Source organism: Undibacterium sp. YM2 (genome assembly GCF_009937975.1).
In the GTDB taxonomy this organism is placed as follows: domain Bacteria; phylum Pseudomonadota; class Gammaproteobacteria; order Burkholderiales; family Burkholderiaceae_D; genus Undibacterium.
Genome location: NZ_AP018441.1, coordinates 1,387,106 through 1,407,968 on the forward strand (window position 1 = coordinate 1,387,106; position 20,863 = coordinate 1,407,968).

13 protein-coding genes and 2 pseudogenes are annotated in these 20,863 nt (G+C 50.2%); 3 read left to right on the top strand and 12 right to left on the bottom strand.

Going from position 1 to position 20,863, the window contains the following annotated elements; genetic code table 11:
- Positions 1-19 precede the first annotated feature (19 nt).
- Together UNDYM_RS06245 and UNDYM_RS06250 are read left to right on the top strand one after the other, a co-directional pair.
- Positions 20-1,261 carry a Zn-dependent hydrolase gene (locus tag UNDYM_RS06245; RefSeq protein WP_162040278.1) on the top strand — a complete coding sequence of 414 codons (1,242 nt, stop codon included), beginning with the start codon at positions 20-22 and terminating at the stop codon, positions 1,259-1,261.
- A gap of 249 nt (positions 1,262-1,510) precedes the next feature.
- Positions 1,511-2,944, top strand: a complete 1,434-nt coding sequence (locus UNDYM_RS06250) for an SIR2 family protein (protein WP_162040279.1) — start codon at positions 1,511-1,513, stop codon at positions 2,942-2,944.
- 89 nt (positions 2,945-3,033) lie between these two features.
- Here the strand turns inward: UNDYM_RS06250 and UNDYM_RS06255 are convergent, their stop codons facing one another.
- The 5 genes and pseudogenes from UNDYM_RS06255 to UNDYM_RS06275 form a co-directional block, all read right to left on the bottom strand.
- A complete protein-coding gene (locus UNDYM_RS06255) occupies positions 3,034-3,690 on the bottom strand; it encodes a uracil-DNA glycosylase (protein ID WP_162040280.1) in 657 nt (218 codons plus the stop codon).
- Positions 3,687-4,835 carry a nucleoside triphosphate pyrophosphohydrolase family protein gene (locus UNDYM_RS06260; RefSeq protein WP_232063761.1) on the bottom strand — a complete coding sequence of 383 codons (1,149 nt, stop codon included), beginning with the start codon at positions 4,833-4,835 and terminating at the stop codon, positions 3,687-3,689. The genes UNDYM_RS06255 and UNDYM_RS06260 overlap by 4 nt, the downstream gene beginning before the upstream one ends.
- Positions 4,825-5,454 (bottom strand): hypothetical protein, encoded by a 630-nt coding sequence (locus UNDYM_RS06265; protein WP_162040281.1) that lies wholly within the window; start codon positions 5,452-5,454, stop codon positions 4,825-4,827. Before UNDYM_RS06265 ends, UNDYM_RS06260 begins: the two co-directional genes overlap by 11 nt.
- Complete coding sequence (locus UNDYM_RS06270) at positions 5,454-5,921, bottom strand: TIR domain-containing protein (protein ID WP_162040282.1); 468 nt, start codon at positions 5,919-5,921, stop codon at positions 5,454-5,456. The genes UNDYM_RS06265 and UNDYM_RS06270 overlap by 1 nt, the downstream gene beginning before the upstream one ends.
- Positions 5,922-6,177: 256 nt before the next feature.
- Positions 6,178-7,094, bottom strand: a pseudogene (locus tag UNDYM_RS06275) (LysR family transcriptional regulator).
- A 141-nt stretch (positions 7,095-7,235) separates the two neighbouring features.
- On the opposite strand from UNDYM_RS06275, the gene ycaC reads away from it, so the two are divergent.
- Complete coding sequence (gene ycaC, locus UNDYM_RS06280; RefSeq protein WP_162040283.1) at positions 7,236-7,877, top strand: isochorismate family cysteine hydrolase YcaC; 642 nt, start codon at positions 7,236-7,238, stop codon at positions 7,875-7,877.
- A 103-nt stretch (positions 7,878-7,980) separates the two neighbouring features.
- On the opposite strand, the gene UNDYM_RS06285 is transcribed toward ycaC, so the two are convergent.
- The 7 genes and pseudogenes from UNDYM_RS06285 to UNDYM_RS06310 form a co-directional block, all read right to left on the bottom strand.
- Positions 7,981-8,625, bottom strand: a complete 645-nt coding sequence (locus UNDYM_RS06285; RefSeq protein WP_162040284.1) for a hypothetical protein — start codon at positions 8,623-8,625, stop codon at positions 7,981-7,983.
- Between the two features lie 278 nt (positions 8,626-8,903).
- Positions 8,904-11,816, bottom strand: coding sequence for an HD domain-containing phosphohydrolase (locus UNDYM_RS06290; RefSeq protein WP_162040285.1), 2,913 nt, complete (start codon positions 11,814-11,816; stop codon positions 8,904-8,906).
- A gap of 218 nt (positions 11,817-12,034) precedes the next feature.
- Positions 12,035-15,388: a PAS domain S-box protein gene (locus UNDYM_RS06295; protein WP_162040286.1), complete on the bottom strand. Its 3,354-nt coding sequence runs from the start codon at positions 15,386-15,388 to the stop codon at positions 12,035-12,037.
- An 8-nt stretch (positions 15,389-15,396) separates the two neighbouring features.
- The gene (locus UNDYM_RS06300) at positions 15,397-17,514 is read right to left on the bottom strand and encodes a bifunctional diguanylate cyclase/phosphodiesterase (RefSeq protein ID WP_162040287.1); all 2,118 of its coding nucleotides are present in this window, start codon (positions 17,512-17,514) and stop codon (positions 15,397-15,399) included.
- A 167-nt stretch (positions 17,515-17,681) separates the two neighbouring features.
- A complete protein-coding gene (locus UNDYM_RS31035; RefSeq protein ID WP_255456551.1) occupies positions 17,682-18,155 on the bottom strand; it encodes a protein kinase in 474 nt (157 codons plus the stop codon).
- A gap of 32 nt (positions 18,156-18,187) precedes the next feature.
- Positions 18,188-19,366 (bottom strand): annotated as a pseudogene (locus tag UNDYM_RS31040) (protein phosphatase 2C domain-containing protein); the annotation flags it as partial.
- Between the two features lie 19 nt (positions 19,367-19,385).
- A complete protein-coding gene (locus UNDYM_RS06310) occupies positions 19,386-20,600 on the bottom strand; it encodes a NarK/NasA family nitrate transporter (RefSeq protein ID WP_162040288.1) in 1,215 nt (404 codons plus the stop codon).
- Between the last annotated feature and the right edge of the window lie 263 nt (positions 20,601-20,863).

Below are 20,863 nucleotides of genomic sequence, written 5' to 3' on the forward strand. Positions count from 1 at the left end.
AAGTCGAGGAGTAATAAAAATGTCTACCGCAAATCTACGTATCAATGGAGATCGCCTCTGGGCCTCATTGATGGAACTCGCACAAATCGGTGCCACACAAAAGGGCGGCGTCAAACGCCTTGCCCTGACTGATCTTGACAAGCAGGGCCGCGACCTTGTCGTCTCCTGGGCCAAGCAGGCAGGCCTCACCGTCACCATAGACCAGATAGGCAATGTCTTCATGCGCAGGGCAGGCAAGAACCCGGCGCTGCCACCTATAATGTCCGGCAGCCATATCGACACCCAGCCCACCGGCGGCAAGTTCGACGGCAACTACGGCGTGCTGGCGGCGCTTGAAGTCGTGCGTACCCTGAATGACCACAACATAGAAACCGAGGCCCCTATCGAAGTCGCCTTCTGGACCAATGAAGAAGGCTCACGCTTCGTCCCCGTCATGATGGGCTCAGGCGTATTCTGCGGCGCATTCTCGCTGGAGACTGCTTACGCCGCCAAAGACACCGAAGGCAAAACCGTAGGCGATGAACTTGAACGCATAGGCTACAAAGGCACAGAAGTGCCAGGCCAGCACCCCATAGGCGCTTACTTCGAGACCCATATAGAACAAGGCCCGGTACTCGAAGATGCCGACAAGGTCATCGGCGTCGTCCCCGGCGTGCTTGGCCTCTCATGGTACGACTGCGTCGTCACCGGCATGGAAGCTCATGCAGGCCCAACACCCATGGCCCTGCGCAAAGACGCCCTGCAAATCTCCACCAAAATCATGCAGGAAGTCGTCAACATCGGCAACCGCTACCCGCCCTATGGCCGTGGCACGGTAGGCATGGTGCAGGTTTTCCCCAACAGCCGCAACGTCATTCCTGGCGAAGTCAAATTCAGCATAGACCTGCGCAATGTGTCCTCAGAATTGCTAGACACCATGCACAATGAAATCCTCGCCTTCGTCGATAAAACCAGCAAGGACAGTGGCCTGAGCATCAGTGTAGAACGTGTTTCCTACTACCCTCCATGCCCATTCCACCCAGACTGCGTCAATGCCGTACGCGAAGCCACAGCCACCCTGGGCTACAGCACCATGGACGTAGTATCCGGTGCAGGCCACGACGCCATCTACACCGCCAGACTGGCCCCCTCCGGCATGATCTTCGTGCCCTGCAAGGACGGCATCAGCCACAATGAAATTGAAGATGCGAAATCAGAACACCTGGAGGCGGGGTGTAATGTGTTGCTGCATGCTATGTTGGGGAGGGCTGGGGTGGTGTAGCAACTTCACTTAGAATAATTCAAGCAGGATTTGAATTAATGCTCGTTGTTGAATGAAAGGTGATTTAACCGCCTCTGATTTCAAGACGAGCATTTTTATATATAAAAGTTTGACTGATGTTTTTAATACAGAAAATCTAATTCGATAATTAGAGATAGGGTTACGAAGATTAAGTTTAACATTGTTTAAAATGCAAAATATGCTAAGCTTTTAAAATTGCCATTTCATGCATTGATAAAGGATTTATTGATGGAGTTTGACCGTGAAATAGAAGCATTCATTAAAAGCTTTGTTGCTGATCTGAATGAAAGAAACGTAGCTGTTTTCGCTGGCGCTGGTATGTCTAAAGCTGTTGGTTATGTCAATTGGCCAGAGCTGTTGACTGATATCGCAGATGAAATAGGTTTGAGTGTTGATAAAGAGCACGATCTCATATCACTTGCCCAATACCATGTGAATGAAAAAGGCAGTAATGCTGGACTCGCAAAAAAAATACTCCAAGAATTTTCAGAGCAAGCTGAAGAATCAGAAAGTCATCGGATTCTAGCGCGATTGACTATTCCCACTTATTGGACAACTAATTACGATTCAGTTATCGAAAAGTCCTTGGAGAAGGCATTCAAAATTGTAGACACCAAGCATTCGGTTTCACAATTAGCTGATACAACACCTAAAAGAGACGTGGTCGTTTACAAAATGCATGGCGATGTCACTCTCCCACGCGCTGCAATAATTTCAAAAGAGCAGTACGAAGGATACTATAAGACGCATGAAGCCTTTATTACTGCATTAAGTGCAGATCTGATTACAAAAACCTTTCTCTTTATTGGATTTAGTTTTACAGACCCTAATCTTGACTACGTTTTAAGTCGTTTAAGACTAAATTCTTCAGTAAGACACCATTATTGTTTCCTTAAGAAGGTTACTAAAAGCTCCGAGGACGACGATGAACTATTTCAATACAACGTACGAAAACAGAATTTGAAGATTGCAGATCTAAAGCGATATGGAATTCAAGCGCTGCAAGTAAACGACTTTGATTCTGTCCCCCAGATTTTGGCTGAAATTGAACGCCGTTTTCGTAAGAAAACAATATTCATATCTGGAAGTGCCGAGGAGTATGGGGAGTGGGAGCGACAAGAGGCACAAGTGTTCATCCATTCGCTTAGTAAGAAAATTGTCGAATCAAATTTAAGAATAGTGAATGGATTCGGTTGGGGTATTGGTAGTGCGGTGATTAATGGTGCATTAGAGGCTGTCTATGAAAATCCTAGAAAATTTTCAGAAGATCAGTTGATAATAAAACCATTTCCACAATTTGAAACGAATTCAAAAAAACTTCCCGAACTATGGGAGGATTATCGCCAACGTATGATTTCTTTGGCTGGGGTGGCAATTTTCTTATTTGGAAATAAGCTTGATGAAGAAGGAAAAATCATTAACGCAGATGGGGTGAAGCGTGAGTTTGAAATTGCGCTTCAACATGGTCTAATTCCAATCCCGATTGTTAGGACCGGTTATATGGCAGCAGAAATTTTTCAAGAAATAGAAAAAGATTATGTGCATTTCTATGGTGTCAACAACGTACTTATAACAGCAATTAAAGAACTCACATCAAAAACACATTCCCCTGCACACATAATAAAAAATGTGATTTCAATTCTTCAAAATTTAAGCAAATAGGCGATGATAAAAACAGTACTTTCAATTCAGTCTTTATTTTGAAAGTGAAGCCATACGAATGTAGTGGAAAAAATGCCAGATCGATACTCCTAGAACAATGATCTAGTATGAAGCGAAGAATTATAGATCTCGTCAATCTGTTTCAAAAACTGAGTTTGCCCACCGTAACTCGGATGACGAACACAAATCACAGGAATTTTTTCTGTAATACGATTAGCTGCGTTAGCTGCATCGTTGCCGATTGCGACAATACGTGATGGTTTCAACAATTCAATTAATTCCAGTAGGAGCATTTCGCCAGCGGAACGCTCTCTGGCATTATGCTGGCGGTTTGTAAAGGGTGAATCTACTTCGTGTGGATGAAGTGGAAATACATTCCATAAGAAAATTCGCGCATCGATTTGATCTAGTTTGCTCCAGATCACCGCCGCAGTCCGTTCCGCAATCGCGGAACCAACTGTAGAGCGTTCTGCTACCAAGTTCCAGCGCTTGGCATGTTGTGCAATATGAACGTCGTCTGTCAACGCTAGACCAGTGCGCCTTCCTCCACGATAACCAAGGTCTCGCCCAATCCAAATTGCATCAACTGGCTGACTTTGAGCCTCTTTTAACATTGTAGATAAGGCAATTGCCCTGCGACTTGGGGCGTCAGATTGATCGTGTATTTCACAACGATCCGAATATGGATTAAAGCAATTTTCAAACTGTAATGCGGCAACCGCATCAACAAAAGGGTGTAATTTCATTTTTGGGACTCAAATGCTTCGTAACGGATTGTGCGAAGCTCGCGGTCTCCGATAATCCATCCACCTTCCGCATCTTTTATTTGTCGGAATACTGAATAGCCCTCAAGTATAGCCTTTTCCCAAAGCTTTAGTGGACACTTTTCCACTTCATAACCACTTACAAATTCAGCAATTGTCTTCAGCATCTCTAGTGAGATTTTCTTTTGATTTTCAAAAAAATGAAGTTCTTTAGCTCGAGAAAATATCCAGGCTGTTACTCCTTCTTCTACAACAATTGCACGCCCACTATCCTGTTCTTCATCATATGCGGCTATGCTCTTACGCTTGTGTTTGATCAATGCTCTCGTTACGGGTGACCAGTGAAGAATGGCAGCATATGCAAAATGGAAAACGTCATGAAATCTATACCCATCTCGATCAGACATATTGTCTGTCAATGGATCTCCGATGAAAACCCCTTGCCATTGAAGATAACTCCTGGCACTACCTCTTTGATTTAGTCGAATTTGGAATTTTCTCGGTAATTGCTCTTCTATTCCAAAATCTGCATCAAAGTCAATTAAGTCCTCCTGACATGGATCAAGAAAGGCTCCTCTAGTCTTATGCAAATTGCCATGGACAACGTCAGAAAATTTTAGGTTGGCGGCAGACAGAGCATGAAGATAGTCTCGAGCAAAACAAGCGATCGCTGTTCGTTTTGGAGTATCTTCCAATAGTGCACCTGCGGAACGTCCAAGTTTGAAAAGTGTTGCATCCGGTGAGTCGGTCAAGATTGGCACTGCGACTTGAGCAAATCCCCCTCTTGTCAAATCATTTGCAACGCCAAGCATCTTAAAATCACTTGTCGGACGCGTCGCTTCACAGAATAATTCATCAAGCGGAATATCTAATCTTCGACAAAGTGCAGCAAGGTACCAAAGGGTATCTCCAAACTCCTCCTCTGCTTCTTTCTTGTGGCGAGGGTAAGCAATATTTTCGCGGATGAGTTTCTTTGCGGTAGACATTATTCCGCCTACTTCTCCATAAAGCCCTAACAGAATTGGCTTGATGTCAGTATGGTCAAGAATATCTGTATCAGCAATTTTGACGGCGTAGTCCGAAAGCAAAATCGAACCGCCATTTTGTATAAGGGTATTATTCGTCACGAAGCGATATCCATTCGTATGGTGGGCCTTGGTATCCGCTAGCTAATAAACTACTCAACCAAAGCTCAAAATCACCGAGCAGCTTAGGGTCATTAAAACAAGAACGTCCTATACCGCTCTTGCATAGCGCCCGCCCATAATTATCCCGAAGATGCAGGGGGAATTTCGGTCCAGTTCCTCCAAAGTAAACGAAATCATCGCTTACTAAGACTCGATTAACACCTGTATCCCGTCTAACATGTAGTCCATTTATTGTCCCATTTTGAGATGAGTGGAATGAGTCACGTTGTTGCCACTCAGCATCAATCTTTTCACGAAAATAGATATTGTCGCCACAGCTTTGTTTTCGACTTCCAGTACGATAAGGTTGTTTTGCGCGGAACCTCGGGTCGATCGAATACGCATCGAATGTCATCGTCTCGGTGACCCGCATAGCATATACAAGATGCCCCCCTCTCCTAACACCGCGAGCATTGCTTCCACAACCGACTATCCAATCACCTACATTTGCACTACGGCGAATGTCCGGCTTGCATGTTGCGAGAGTACAGTAACTATAAAATGGGTTCGGTGCGAATCCACTGTCATACCGTACAACATATGAATAGATTTGAGCCATCAGCAGGGATGGCGTTTCAACGCCACTTCTTCACATGCATCACCGTCAGGTTTTTCCCAACTATCCTTGCCATTAATAGCGTCGATTATGGCATCTCCATTCCATCCGACTAAGGCATCCGCGTATTCTTTTAATGCGTCCGGAAGATCACATTCTTTCTCACCGTGCTCCCAGATTCCAACAATGCGCTTACCTTGTTTAGCCGCGTATTCGATTTCCCAGTTGACCCATTCGCTATTCTTAGTTTGTGGAGAAACGTAGCAGATAAAAACACCTGCCCAATTGATAGCCGGGGCAAGAATTTGAGATTTGATATATTGAGGATCTTTCGCGTTATTGAATTTCCCTGTGTGGATCGACGAGTCGCGGATATCTATACCCTTAGGAGCTAATAGGTCCTTTAATTTTTTTAAGCCATCATCGTCCTTGTGGATATGACTAATAAATACATTCTTTTGTTCTGCCATGATTCCCTCAACTAAGAATTTCTAGAGACACCAATTGCTCAAAAAACTTATTATTCAGCCTTGAGGTCCGAACTTACAAATAAGCCCCTTGCTAGGAGGCAAATATCGGGGTTTCACATTCAAAGTGAAAACTTTATAAATGTTGAATTGATATTACTACTATATTTTGCAGTTAATTATTAAATTAACTAGTTAATTTAATAATTAACAAATGTTTGCAAAAAACACATTATTCAAAGAAATATAGTTGGCTGTTCTAATTATTCGGCAAGCTCTTAAACTTTTCATCCAGCATATCAATCAAACTGCGTACGGCAGGCCTTATCCATCGCCTCGATGGAAACACCAGGTGGACGATGCCGTGTTTCAGTGTCCAGTAGGGGATGAGCTGGACCAGGCGGCCGTCTTTTAATTCTTCTTCCATCATCATGACTGGCAGTGTCACCACGCCTGCGCCAGCTATGGCGGCCTGGCACAGGGCTGTCATGTCGTCGCTGATCATGCGTGGGGTGTGGCGCATGGTCAGCAGTTCGCCTTGTTCGCCTACCAGTTGCCACAGGTATTCTTCACGCGCGGGGCCTAGGTCCAGGCTGGGGTAGTTGGCCAGGTCCGCGGGTTGTGTTGGCGTGCCTAGCTTCTCCAGCAGGGCGGGGCTGGCGGCCAGGCACCAGCAGCGGGTGCCTAATACCTTGACGACCAGTTCGCTGTCTTCCAGCGGTGGCGGGCGCACGCGTATGGCGAGATCAAAGCCTTCAGCTATCACATCCACACGGCGGTTGCTGGCTTCGAGTTGCAGGGTCACGCGCGGGTGGCTGACCATGTACTCAGCCAGGATGGGGCCGACCTGGGCATGCAGCATGGCGATGGGGCAGCTCAGGCGCACGACCCCTTGTGGTTCGGCTTTGTCCTGGTCTATGGCTTCTTGCGCGGCGCTGGCTTCGGCCAGCATGGCCTTGCAATGGCTGTAGTAAGTCTGGCCTATCTCGGTCACACAAAAACTGCGGGATGAGCGCTGTATCAGGCGCACGCCCAGGTGTTCTTCCAGCTCTGCGATGCGGCGGCTGAGCTTGGATTTGGGTATGCCCAGGGCAGCCCGGCAGGGGCGAAGCCGCGATGGTCTACCACCTGGGCAAAGTAGTAGAGGTCATTCAAGTCTGGTGGCGTGGACATCATTTTTCTCTGCTTATCGTGTTCATCATCGTTCCAAAAATAGGACGTTGCATCATATTTTTGCGTACTACCACCATTATTTGCAAGAAATTAAACTTCCTTCCATTAACACCAAGCGTGTTCAATTCAATAGGAAGTAAAAAAATGAGCAAAGAAGCGAGTAATGATCTCTACCAACGTTTGAATAAAGATGATGCGGTCGTACTGCTGGTGGATCACCAGACTGGTTTGCTGTCACTGGTGCGTGATATCCAGCCTGACCAGTTCAAGAACAATGTGCTGGCGCTGGCCGATGTGGCGAAGTATTTTAATTTGCCAACGATATTGACGACGAGTTTTGAAGATGGCCCGAATGGCCCGTTGGTGCCGGAATTGCGTGAGATTTTCCCGGACGCGCCTTTCATCGCCCGCCCCGGCCAGATCAATGCCTGGGACAATGAAGAGTTTGTGGCAGCCGTCAAGGCAACAGGCCGCAAGCAAATCATCATTGCTGGCGTGGTGACGGAAGTGTGCGTGGCTTTCCCAGCCTTGTCGGCTTTGGGTGAGGGTTATGAAGTGTTTGTTGTGACCGATGCATCAGGCACCTTCAACGACATCACTCGCAATTCTGCCCTGCAACGTATGCAGGCAGCGGGCGCGCAGTTGACAAGCTGGTTTGCGGTTGCGGGTGAATTGCACCGCGACTGGAGGAATGATGTGATAGGTCTGGGTACGCTGTTCTCGAATCATATTCCTGACTACCGGAACCTGATCAACAGCTATACCAGGGCGAGTGCAAACAAGTAAGCTTGTGAAGCGATAGGCAAGTTTGTATGAAACAAAAAGGGCTTCTTCATATGTATGAGAAAGCCCTTTTCTGTCAACATTCAGCCAGGTTCAGGCTGGATGTTTACTGCATACATGGGTCGCAAGCTTCTTTACTGTACTTGTTGCGGCAGATGTTTTTGCCTGGATATTTTTTCTCAAGGTCAGCAAAGTATTTGCAGGTCGATTCTTTCAATGGCTTGATTTCTGGCAGCTGCATTTTGACGCCATTCTGGTCGGATACGCTGAGGCGTGATCCATTTGTATCAGAGCGCAATTCTATACCGTTGTCGCTGTTCCAGAGGCGCAGGGCGCTGGCTTCACCTTCGGGTCCTGCGACGAATAAAGCCAATTGTTTATGCTTGCTGTCGAGGGTAATCATGGCGTTGCTGCCATTGTCCTGGGTGACATAGCCACCGCGTTCTATACCTTCTTCATCAAAGATGATCAGGCCAGCCGCATTGCTGCCACGCGGGGTAACTTTCCCGTCCATGATGGCATCAGGCAGGTTGCCGCCAAGGCGGGCGCGGACTATGCCCTTGTTGTCAACGATGACGATTTCTTTGGCTTTGATAATACCGCTTTGATCTGGCCCTTGCGCCTGGGTAGGTGCGGCGGTGAACCATACGGCGATGCACATGACGACTAGTGCTTGCAGCCAGAACAGTTTTTTCATGCGCTTGTTGGATTGCTCGCAGTCGGCCAGCCTTTGCATTAAATCTGCATTCATATTTTCTCTTTTTTTAAATCAGGGTTGATGTTTGCAAACGAGTTTTTACTCATTTATTTTTTGGGGATGTCTTTTGCAAATCAGACGACTATCCTTGGCGGATAGACATAAGCCTATTTGAATAGTTTCATCATGGAAACTATTATTGCACATATGAATACTGTTGAGTTTGCAATTTAGCAGCGTGTAGAGAAAGCAGATTGATCCGTCGCCAGGACGGATCGGTGAAATAAGTAGGAGACAGGTATCAGTAAAAAAGACGCATGCGAATGAACAAATCACACATAGGCATGAATATCAAACTCATCAATCTGATCAGGATGCATGAATAGTTTGGCGTATTCAAGATAAGCACCTGATTTCAAAAACAGTCCGAATAATTCTGCGTCTATGTGCTGGTCTTTTTTCATGAAGCTCATGATCTTGATGGCTTCTGACAGGGTCTTGCCTTTTTTGTAGGGACGGTCGGCGGCGGTCAGGGCTTCGAAGATGTCGGCTATCGCCATCATGCGGGCGGGGATGCTCATGTCTGCGGCCATCAGGCGTTTGGGGTAGCCTGTGCCATCCATTTTTTCATGATGGCCACCGGCTATCTCTGGCACTCTGGCGAGGTGGCGCGGAAAGGGGAGTTTTTCCAGCATCATGATGGTTTGTATCATGTGTTCATTGATCTTGTATCGTTCTTCTTCTGACAGGGTGCCGCGAGCTACGGTGAGGTTATACACTTCGCCCCGGTTATACAGGTGTTCTGGCACCTTGACCTTGAAGCCCCAGGGATTGTCTGGCCTGACATTGTCACGTTCTGATCTGGTGAAGATGTGCTCTGGCTTGTCGCTCAGCAGTTGTTCCTGCACAGGCAGGGCTGGTTCTGGTGTGCGGTCCTTGCGCTCTTTTTCATCGTGCGAGATACCGATGCGGTCAGGCAGGGTGCGGGTCCAGCTGCGTTCGGCAATTTGCCTGATACGGGCGATTTTGTCGGGGGCCATGAATTCGCCACCTTCATTGCAGGTGGCGATGAAGTTGAATTCTTCATCGAGTTCTGCCAGGGTTTTGTCCAGTTCTGTTTTGAGTTCTGCTTGCTGATCAGGCGTTTCTGCAACGGCTTTCCAATAACTGATTTCTGCATCGCGTTTCAGTACTTCAAAACGCATGCGTATTTCATGGATGCGGTCGTACAGGGTTTCGAGCTTGGTGGCTTTATCGACGATGTATTCGGGCGTGGTCACTTTGCCGCAATCATGCAGCCAGGCGGCGATGTGTAGTTCTTCCCATTCTGTCTCTGTGAGCTGGAAGCCTGCAAACGGGCCTTCGGTTTCCTTGCAGGCAGCCTGCGCCAGTAACTTGGTCAGTACAGGTACGCGCTGGCAATGGCCACCGGTGTAAGGACTCTTTGCATCAATGGCACTGGCGATCAGTTGTATGAAGGCTTCGAGCAGGGCTTTTTGTTCCTGTATGAGGCGTTGGTTTTCTATGGCGACGGCGGCGGCACCCGAGACTGCTTCAGCCATGGCTTGCCTGCCGGGATCAATGGCAGCATCATCTATCACCAGGGCGATGGCACCGACCAGGGTGCCGCTTCTGTCCTTCAGGGGGATGGCAATCAGCGTGGTGGTGTGGTCAGTGGCGGGCAGGGTGCTGAAATAGCGCGCCAGGTCTGCTGCCTGCAACTGGCAGATGCTGCTGCGCGATTTACAGGACTGTATGACGGGGTGGTTTTCATCAGCCATGCTGATGCTTTGCGCATCACTTTCCATCACCTGATGATCGACGTAGGCCTGCACCACTTGCATGCTGTTGTCCTGCGGCTGATAGAGGTAGAGTATGCCGGATTTGGCATCGGTAATTTCCGACATCTCCTGCAATACCCGGGCCAGTAATTTATCGTAATTGGTTTCTGATGCGAGGCTGCTGGCGATGTCGAGGAAGGAGCGTATCGTTGCTTTCATGCCGCGCATGGAATTGCTGAGGTCGGCAATCTCCTTGATGCGCGACTGTATATTGATGGGGCTTTTGAAATCGAAACGGGCGATCTTGCTGGCTTCGTCATTCAATTGTTTAAGCGGGTTCGATGCCAACCTGGAAAAATAAATGGTGATGCCCACACTGATCGCCAGCATGACCAGAAAGAGGATGCTGGTTTGTTTGCGCATCTTGATGATGTCGGCCAATAATTCTTCATGCGGACTGGCGATCAGTATGCGCAAGTCTTGGCCGCCTGGAACCTGTATCTTGCCCTGGTAGGTGGCCCATGTTTTTTCTATGACATCGAGGGTCTGGCTACTCTCCTTGCTGCTATCGAGTTCGCGTATTCTGTTAAGTACGGGGGCATTTTGCTCAGCCAGGGTAGGCATGCCTTGCGTGCCATCGAGCTTGGTGACAATCTGCGGCTTATAGGCTGGCTGTTTGCCGTTTTGCCAGGCCAGTAATTGGCCCTTGCTGTCTATCAAAGCTATCCTGGTGGATGGCGTGACATTACTGTTCTTGATGGTTTCATGGATAGTGGGCATTTCTATGTCTATGCCGACGACAGCATCAGCACCAACTATTTTTTGCGCATAGGTAACGCCTATCTGGCCGGTCGTAAAGAAATAATAGGGTTCGCTGACATGGGCCTGCTCAGGGTTTTTCATTGCAGTTTCATACCAGCCACGCTGGCGCGGATCATAATTGCGCAAGGGAATTTGCTGGCGACTGATTTCATTGAGCCTGTCATCGAGATAGACCACATGCTCGACCAGTTTCCCTGCATCCGTGCTGGTGCTTTGTACTATCCAGGTGGTTTTTTCCGGCGCTTTGAATACTTCCTTGCCGCCATTCGATTTGGCATATTGGCGCAGCAGGAAAAATTCGCCATTGGCAAATCCCACATAAGCGGATGTCGCCGATTTGACGCTGATGATGGCCTTGGCCAGGTAGTTGACATGGGCCAGGCGTTCATTGAGGTCTTTGCCCGAGATGGGATGTGATTGCGCCAGTATCTCGGTCTGGTTTTTTACCGGTTCATAAATGTCTTTGACATTGCTGGCGACTTCATTGCCTATCAGGGCATAGCTGCTATTGGCCTGGGCCAGTATGATCTTGCTCATACGGCTGAACTGCACTGTGCCCATGGCGATGCCAAAGATGAGGATCAGGGTGGTAAAGAAATACGAGATGTAGATATAGAATCTGACGTTCCTGGTCGCACGCATTGCCTGATCCGCCTGTAATGGTGGGTGACGCGGTGGGAGAAGTGATGCACAGTGTAAAGCAGCGGAAAAGCAAAATAAGCTGTTTCAGTGAGCATATCTAAAAAGCAAGAATTATGGTAGTGATTTATTCATCAATACATGAAACTTTTTAGCATGTAGTCCCGGCAGACAATTACCGTGGTGCGAGATGTAGTGAAGGCGGATTACTTCAGGGCATTTCAGGAAATGGGCAAGTCCACATAAAACCTGGTGGCTTGTCCTGGTGTGGATTCAAAGCCTATGGTGCCGCCCATTCTTTCCACCAGTTCACGGGTGATGGCAAGGCCGAGGCCGGTGCCACCGTTTTGCCTGGTGTCTGAAGAGTCTGCCTGCGCAAATTTCTGGAATATCCTGTCACGAAATTCATGCGGTATGCCTATGCCGTGATCGATGACGCTGATACGCAGCACAGGCAAGAGTGGCAGCTCGTTCGTGCGCTTTTCTGCTTCGATATTGACGACCTCATTTTCTGGTGAATACTTGATGGCATTCGACAACAGATTGGACAAGACTTGCATGAAGCGCTGGGTATCGACCGTGATGCTGATATCGGGCAGTTGTTTTGCCAGACGCAGGCTGACTCCGCGTTCTGTGCCAAAGGTTTGGTTGGCATCGACTGCCTGTTGCAGCAGATCACGGATCGCGATGGTTTCGGGTCTGAACACCATCTTGCCTGCGGTGAGTTTTTCCATGTCGAGCAGGTCGTTGATGAGGAAGGTCAGGCGCTGGCAATTTTTATTGGCAACATCAATCATCTGTTTCATGCGGTCAGAATAACTGCCAAACACGCCGCCAGAAATCAGGCCGAGCGCACCTGAGATAGAGGTCAGTGGCGTGCGCAGTTCATGGCTGACCGTGGAGATGAATTCATTCTTGATAGTCTCGGTACGTTTGCGTTCGGTAATATCACGCATCAGGGCAATGAACAGGGGCTGCCCCAGGCGCGTGACTGTCGATACCGACAAGTCAATGGGGAACAGGCTGCCATCCTGACGACGTGCTTCTACTTCACGCCCTATACCTATGATGCTTTGTATGCCAGCTTCTTGTGCTTGAATAGTGTCGTCGTCATGGGCAGGATAGGGGATGATGTGGCGTATGCTGCGACCCAGTAATTCGTCTGCTGCATAATCAAAGATATGCGCTGCGGCATTATTGACACTGAGGATAATTTGCTGCTCATCAAAAGTGATGATGCCATCAAGCACATTGTCGAGTACGGCACTGGTGTGGGCAGCCTGGTCACGCAAATCTTCTGCTGCGGCCCTTCTCTCACTGATGTCCTGGAAGGTGCCATACACGCGCACGCATGTGCCTTCTTCAAATTGCGGGAAGCCGATGACATGTACCCATCTGTCATTACCCCTGGCGGTGCGTATGCAGAATTCGCTGTCAAAGGATATGTTTTCGCGTATGGCACGGGCAAATAGCGCGCGGATTTCTTGCTGGCTTTGCGCACCTTTGTAAAAAGCAATTGCATTATCAACGCCACATACAAAGTCATCACCGACTTCATGTATTTGCCGGGTGACCTTGCTCCATTCCAGCTTGCGGGCTTTGACTTCAAAATCCCAGGTACCTATGCGGGCGGCAGTATTGGATTTTTCCAGCAATTCATAGGCGTGCTCGAGTTCTGCTTCCGCTTCTTTTTGCTTGGTGATGTCGGCATGGCTGCCTGACATGATCAGGGGTTCACCATTAGGGCCCCAACTGACAACACAGCCACGGTCGTGTATCCATATCCAGTGACCATCCTTGTGGCGCATGCGGCTCTTGAGGTCGAAGTACTCGATTTCGCCCCTGAAGTGCTGCTCTATCATGGCACTGGTCAGCTTCAGGTCGTCGGGGTGGCATAGCCTGAGCCAGGTATCGACGGTAGTGGGTTCAAGTTCGGCCAGGGTGTAACCCAGCATCTCGGCCCAGCGCTCGTTATACACGGTTTCACCGGTAGCTATATTGCATTCCCATGTGCCGATATTGGTACCCTTGATGACATTGATCAACTGGCGCTCGGTTTCAAACCTGTGCTTTTGCACACGCGCCGCACTGATCAATTGGCCCAGGGTGCTGAAGAGGGGATTGAGGAAATCGATCACCCGCTGGTCATAGGCATCCGGTTTGTTGGCTATGCCTACCAGGGCAATCAATTGACCATCGTATTGCACAGGTATGCACAAGAAACATTGCAAGGCATCGAAGTGCGCAGGGAATACCTGATCGAGACCGCCAGCGACCAGCGCATTGTCGATGACGGGTTGGCCAGACTTGAGGGCTGCACCATACCGTGTTTTCAATTGCAGACAAGCTATATCCCTGGCTGCAGTATCCAGGCTGGTGCTGGAAATATGTGAGGTGGCAGTATTCCAGGCCAGCATCATGCTTTTCAGTGCCGGATTGCTGACGGTATTATCCTTGACTTCACAGATAAATCCATAGTCGCTGGAGGTCAGCCGCAGGATTGCTGCCAGCAATGATTCAAAGCCTTTTTCCTGGTCGGTTTCGCGGATGAATAAAGCTTGTGCCATGGCGATGGCATCACTGAGTGCGCGCTGCCTTTGTAATTGCCGGTCCAGCTCCTGTCTTTTCATGACACCGGTAATCCAGTCAGCCAGCAGACGTACAAATTCTGTTTCTACTTCTGAAAACGGGTATGACCTGGGCTCGGTATGCCAGATGCACAGTGCCGCATCATTCCTGGCATTGATATGCAGGCGCAGGCCTATCAGGCATTGTATCTGTGCTGGTATTGCGCTCCTGTACTTGCTTTCTGCCAGGTCTGCCGCATGGATGAGCCCCTTGTGTGCATCTTCTGGCAGTATGCATAGCGGTGCTGAATGTGAAGCCGCCATTTCTGGATGCAGCGAATCACCAGACTGGCAGACCAGGCTGGCTTTAGCACCGGCCTGTACGCGGCTGATCTGGCCGCAACTCATGCCGAGATAGTCGCAGGCCATGGCCAGGGTTTGTTGCAGGGCTGCTTCAGGATTTTGGTGCGACAGGGCGGTGATGGCAGTCAGCGACAGCAGGGCATGCAATTGCCTTTGCTGCTCTTCTCGCGCAAATTCACTCTCTACACAATCAGCCAGGTCACGCAGGGCAGCCAGGTCTTCTGTACTAAGTATGCGCGGTTTGGTGTCGATGATGCACAGGGTACCCAGACTCTGGCCATTGCGTGCACGCAAGGGTGCACCGGCATAAAAGCGGATATTGGGGGCATCGCTGACCAGAGGGTTGTCGCTGAAACGCGCATCCTGGCTGGCATCGGCGACATACAGAATATCAGGCTTGAGTATCGCATGACCGCAGAAAGAAATATCTCGCGCCGTTTCGCTGACATCCAGACCCTGTTTTGATTTAAACCATTGACGCTCGCTATCGATGAGGGAAACCAGGGCAATCGGTGTCTTGAACAAATGGCTTGCCAGCCGCGTCAACCGGTCAAAACGCTCTTCTGGTGGCGTGTCCAGAATGGCGCAGGCTTGCAGGGTTTGCAGGCGCAATATCTCATCGACAGGAAAATCAGGTGCTTGCATAGTGACGGTCAATCGCCAGCGTGGTTAGCCAGAGCGTCCAGCCACTTTTGCAGATTCTCGCCATACAAGGGTTTGCTGGCGAAATAGCCTTGCATGGAATCACAACCAAGCTGGCGCAGGCATTCCCGTTCGGCTGCTGTTTCTATGCCCTCGGCTATCACGCTCAGGCCCAGGCCATGGCCCATTTCTATAATGGCTTTGACCAGCCCCTGAGTTGCGGGCAACTGGTCGATGTCAATGACAAAGCTGCGGTCTATCTTGAGTTCACTGACGGGCAGGCGTTGCAGGTAAGACAGGGAAGAATAACCAGTACCAAAATCATCAATGGATAAATCCAGACCGATGGCGCGCAGACGGTTCAGCAACTCTATGGTGCTGCCCGGGTCTTCCATGATGCCGCTCTCGGTAATCTCGAGCTTCAGCAATTTTGGGTTGAGCTCATATTGACGCAACAGTGCGGCTATTTGATCCGGGAAGCTGGCGTCGCGCAAATCATGGGTGCTGACATTAACAGCGATGGTCTGGCCAGAATATTTGTCTTGCCAGTTCTTGAGCGTAACGATGGCCTGTTCCAGCATCCACATGGTGAGCATGCTGATATAGCCGGTGCGCTCGGCAAAGGGGACAAACTCGGCAGGAGAAATAAAACCACGCACCGGATGTTGCCAGCGTACCAGGGCTTCAAAACCATAAGCCTTGCCTGTTGCCAGGGAGAGCTTGGGTTGCAGCCACATTTGCAGTTCTGATTCCCGGACGGCAGAGCGCAAATCTGACAAGAGGCTAAGATGGGTCAGGCGTGAAGCTTCCTGCGCATCGGTATACCAGGCCGATGAACTGGCGCTGCGTTTGGCAGCATACAGGGCAACCTCGGCATTGCGTATCAGGGTCATCAAGGGTAGCGGTGTGGCTGTGGTGATGGCAAAACCATACACCAGGCTGACATCGACAGAATGCTGGCCACATTTGACCGGATCTGCCATGGCTGCATCTATGCGCTGATGCAGGTCTTCTACCGCAGCTTTGGAACTGTCATGGCAGAGTATCGCGAAGGCACCGCCAGCCAGTCTTGCCAGCCAGGGTTTTTGTATGGAGGTATCCTGGCTGATGACGGTTTTAAGACGCAAGGCCACATCGGAGATGACGGTGTCGCCCGTATCAAACCCCAGGGTTTCGTTGATGACCTTCAGGCGTGCCAGATCCATGAGGATAAAGCCCTGATATGGCAAGCCCTGGCCTTCATGGGTCTTGAGCAACAGGGTGCGGTTGGGCAGGCCAGTCAGGCTGTCGTAATAAGCCAGGCGCTCAACAGCTTGTTCACGTATGCCTATGGCCTCAGCCATAGTATTCAGGGCTTCACCTACTCGTGCGACTTCTTCTGTCTTGCTCGGGATAAAACGGGTCTGGTAGTCGCCTTTGGCAATTTGCAGTGCGCTGGTTTCCAGCCTTGCCAATGGCCTGACTACGCTGCGGGTGGTCAGCCATGCCAGCACTGCCGCCAGGATGACGCCAAAGACAGACAGCATGGCGACCATGGTGCCGGTTTTTTCCAGTTCCATTTGCGCTTCTGCCTGATGGGCCTGGATTAATTCCTGCTCGCGCTTGAGAAAAATTTTGGACTGTTCGAGCAGGGCATCGAGTGCCGGTTTGACACGCGTACTAAAGCTGGTCTTGGCCGCATCCTGCCCTTCATCTTCGAGCTGATTGACAGTATCAAGATAATGCTGCTGATAAATTGCGCGCTTTTGCTTGAGCAGTTTGAGGCTGTTCAATTGCCCGTCGTCACTGAGGCTGCCTTCTAGATCGCTGATGAGCTGATCTATGCGGCGGTTTTTTTCATCGACGATGGTGTATTCAGGTACCCGTTGTTCATAAGGAACTGTCAGGAATTGCAATAAGGCTCTGCCGACGTTTTCTGTCGCTACGCTGAGTTCTTGCACATACAGGAGACTTTGCACCTCTTTGCGGGCAAATTGCTCATTGCGCGCAGTCATGTTGCGGATTTGTGAAATTGGCAACAGCAAGACAATACTGAACAGTATCAGCAACAAAGCATAGCTCAATGCCAGCCGCATGCCTATACGGCGCAAGCGCAGGAGCTGGATCAGGCGATGAAAACTGTTCGACATAAATATGGCCGCTTATGTTCTTGGTCCGGTACAAAAGGCGCTTTTTGCCGCGTGCAAAAAGCCACAGGCACACAAGGGCCCGCCACTACAGGCTTATGTTAATGCACTATTAACAGCGAGGGCAATACTATTGTGCAGAGATCAGCGGGCGATCAGTATATACAACATCAAGACATTGGCGACGATGGACAAGACTGCCAGCATGCGCCAGGTAGCCAGCGGGTCGCGCTGGGCCAAGGGTTTGGCTTGGGGGCGGGCAGGGGATGGGCGGCACCACGTTCCAGTGCCAGTAAAAATTCTTCTGCGGTTTCAAAACGTTCAGCCTCGTCACGTGCCACGGCTTTGAGCAAGACGTTTTCCAGCCAGTGTGGCAAATCCGGGCGGTAGCGCCCCGGCGACGCAGGCTCAGCAAATTTGGGGCGCTGGAAAGGTTCGATTTCGCCATACGGATAGTGGCGTGTCAGCAAATAGTAAAGTGTGACGCCGGTGGCATACAGATCAGTGGCGCGGGATGGTGCTGCACCCTGGAATTGCTCCGGTGCCAGAAATGAAGGTGTGCCTGCCATGCTGTGACTGGCATTGCCCTGGCCATCCTGGCTGTCAAAGCCGGATTGTGCGACACCAAGGTCAAGAATGCGGATTTCATCATCATCCCCAGATGCACATTGGCGGGCTTGATATCCCTGTGCAGAATGCTGCGTCTGTGCAGCGCACCGATGGCGCGTACCAGCTTGCCACCATAAGCGACTGCTTCTGGTATCGTGAAATGCTGCCCGGCTTCCAGCCTTTGTTGCAGGGATGCACCGGCATGCCAGGTTGAGAGATAGTACAGGTAGTTTCTTTGATCGGGCGTGATCACCTGGGGGAAAAAACGTGCTACCACGCGCTTTGCCAGCCATGCTTCATGCGCAAAGGCTGAGCGCTCCTGCGCATCATTGGCCTTGTCGGGATGCAGGGTTTTTAACACCAGTTGCCGGTGATGAGAGGTGTCGCTGACGCGATACAGTATCGTCGTCAGCGAGGTATGCATGACTTCTTCTATCGCATAGCCATCAAGGGTCTGGCCGGGCTTCATGCGTGGTGGTACGGGCAGGGCGCGCAGCTCGCTGATGGCATCGCGCAACTCGCCTTCTGGCAAGCTGTCTATGCGTGCTATCACCGCACTGCAGTTGTCTTGCGACCCCGCTTTCAATGCGGCTGCACATAGAGCTTCGCATGCAGCCTCACTGCCCAACTTACCGGTGCTGACCTGCTTCAAAAAATCTGTCAGGTCATATTCTGTCAGACTGGCCCAGATACCATCACAGGCCAGCAAAAAGACATCATTGACACGCAGCTCACCCATGCCATGATCGATGACGAGGTGGTTGTCCAGGCCGATGGCACGGGTCAGCACATGTTGCATCTCCGGTCTGTCCCAAACATGATCCTGGGTCAGTTTTTGCAAGACACCGTCACGCAACAGGTAACAGCGGGTGTCGCCGACATGGGCGCTGTAATACATGCGTCCGCGCAAGACCAGTGAGGTCATGGTAGTGGCCATGCCTGCCAGCTCACGGCGGACTGAGCCTTGCTGCTGTACCCAGCTATTCATGGCGACCAGCACCTTGTCGAGTGCTGTTGTTACCTCCCAGGTGTCAGGCGTAGCATAGTAGTCTGTCAGCAAGCCACGTACTACATATTCAGCCGCTTCGCGCCCGCCTTCATTGCCAGAGACGCCATCTGCCACTGCCAGTACCATGCCTTTGCAGGACAGCTCGGGTTCGCCTGGCGTGACCATGCCGACAAAGTCTTCATTACGCGGGCGTATGCCAGCGACGCTGTGATGTCCTGTGCTGACTGTCAGTGGCATGTTTGTGTATTTTGTGTATTCAGATTTTTGCAGTAGTCATGGCGGCAGAGCCCCAGGTCGTGCGCCAGCGTTTCTTGACCAATGATAAACCCAGCAAGGCGATGATGGCGAGGCTGGCGAAAATCGACAGGCCTATTTGATAACTGCCGGTGATCTGGCGTGAATAACCCATGCTGGCCGCCAGATAAAAACCACCTATGCCACCAGCCATGCCCACCAGGCCAGTCATGACACCCATCTCTTTACGGAAACGCTGCGGCACCAACTGGAATACCGCACCATTGCCAGTGCCCAAGGCCAGCATGGCAACCACGAATACACATACTGCAGCAGCCGCAGATTGCAAGCCGATGGATGCAATGAACAGGAAGGCAGAAGCGATGGTGTACATGACAGACAGGGTCTTGATGCCACCTATGCGGTCAGCAATACGGCCACCCATGGGGCGTACCAGAGAACCGGCAAAAACACAGGCAGCAGTGAAGTAACCGGCTGTCACTGGCGTTAAACCATATTGCGTATTGAAATAAATCGTCAGGGAAGAGGCCAGGCCAGAGAAGCCACCAAAGGTCACGCTGTAAAAGAACATGAACCACCAGGCGTCTTTGTCTTTCAGCACGGCCAGGTATTCAGTCAATGATTTGCTAGGTGCATCACCTGGCGCATCCTTGGCAAAAATCAGGTAAACCGCCAAAGCGATGAACAAGGGTATCAGCGCCAGGCCAAACACATTTTGCCAGCCAAAGGCAATTGCCAGTGCTGGTGCAAACAGGGCGGCAAAGGCGGTGCCGGAATTGCCTGCACCCGCTATCCCCAAGGCAGTACCCTGGTGTTCAGGCGGATACCAGCGCGATGCCAGCGGCAATGCCACGGCAAAGGCAGAACCTGCGACGCCCAGGATCACGCCGAGGAACAGCAGTTGTTCATAAGTGTGCAAATTCCCCAGCCATGCCCAGCATAATCCCGCCAGTACGACGATCTGGCCTATCAAACCGGCTTTCTTGGGTTTCAGATGATCGACCAGCACACCCATGACGATGCGCAGCAGGGCACCGGCCAATAAGGGGGTGGCGACGATCAGGCCTTTTTGCGCGGCAGTCAGGCCCAGGTCCTTGGAAATCTGGATGGCGAGTGGCCCCAACAATACCCAGACCATGAAACTCAGGTCAAAATAAAAAAAGGATGCCAATAAGGTGGGTGTGTGCCCGGCTTTCCAGAAGGAAGTTTTTTGCATGATCGCTCCAATAGTGAACATGCATGCCACTTGCAAGGGACGTGCCATCAAAATGTGCAGGTGATTCACGTATTTCATGATTAAAAACAAAACTTTCTGCGCAAAAACTGTGCGTACTCTGAATTAAATGGTGCATTGCACCAGAATGGCTGGGTTTTGTATGAGTACCGCAAGGATTTTGGGCGCATGCTTCAATAAGTGGCATTGTTTTTGCCGCCAACAGAGGAATCCTCCGTTTTTCTTGGTGAAAACCATATTAATGC

Coding starts and splice junctions, on each gene's coding strand:
- UNDYM_RS06245 (WP_162040278.1), top strand. CDS start 20: ATGTCTACCGCAAATCTACGTATCAATGGAGATCGCCTCTGGGCCTCA.
- UNDYM_RS06250 (WP_162040279.1), top strand. CDS start 1,511: ATGGAGTTTGACCGTGAAATAGAAGCATTCATTAAAAGCTTTGTTGCT.
- UNDYM_RS06255 (WP_162040280.1), bottom strand. CDS start 3,690: ATGAAATTACACCCTTTTGTTGATGCGGTTGCCGCATTACAGTTTGAA.
- UNDYM_RS06265 (WP_162040281.1), bottom strand. CDS start 5,454: ATGGCTCAAATCTATTCATATGTTGTACGGTATGACAGTGGATTCGCA.
- UNDYM_RS06270 (WP_162040282.1), bottom strand. CDS start 5,921: ATGGCAGAACAAAAGAATGTATTTATTAGTCATATCCACAAGGACGAT.
- ycaC (WP_162040283.1), top strand. CDS start 7,236: ATGAGCAAAGAAGCGAGTAATGATCTCTACCAACGTTTGAATAAAGAT.
- UNDYM_RS06285 (WP_162040284.1), bottom strand. CDS start 8,625: ATGAATGCAGATTTAATGCAAAGGCTGGCCGACTGCGAGCAATCCAAC.
- UNDYM_RS06290 (WP_162040285.1), bottom strand. CDS start 11,816: ATGCGTGCGACCAGGAACGTCAGATTCTATATCTACATCTCGTATTTC.
- UNDYM_RS06295 (WP_162040286.1), bottom strand. CDS start 15,388: ATGCAAGCACCTGATTTTCCTGTCGATGAGATATTGCGCCTGCAAACC.
- UNDYM_RS06300 (WP_162040287.1), bottom strand. CDS start 17,514: ATGTCGAACAGTTTTCATCGCCTGATCCAGCTCCTGCGCTTGCGCCGT.
- UNDYM_RS06310 (WP_162040288.1), bottom strand. CDS start 20,600: ATGCAAAAAACTTCCTTCTGGAAAGCCGGGCACACACCCACCTTATTG.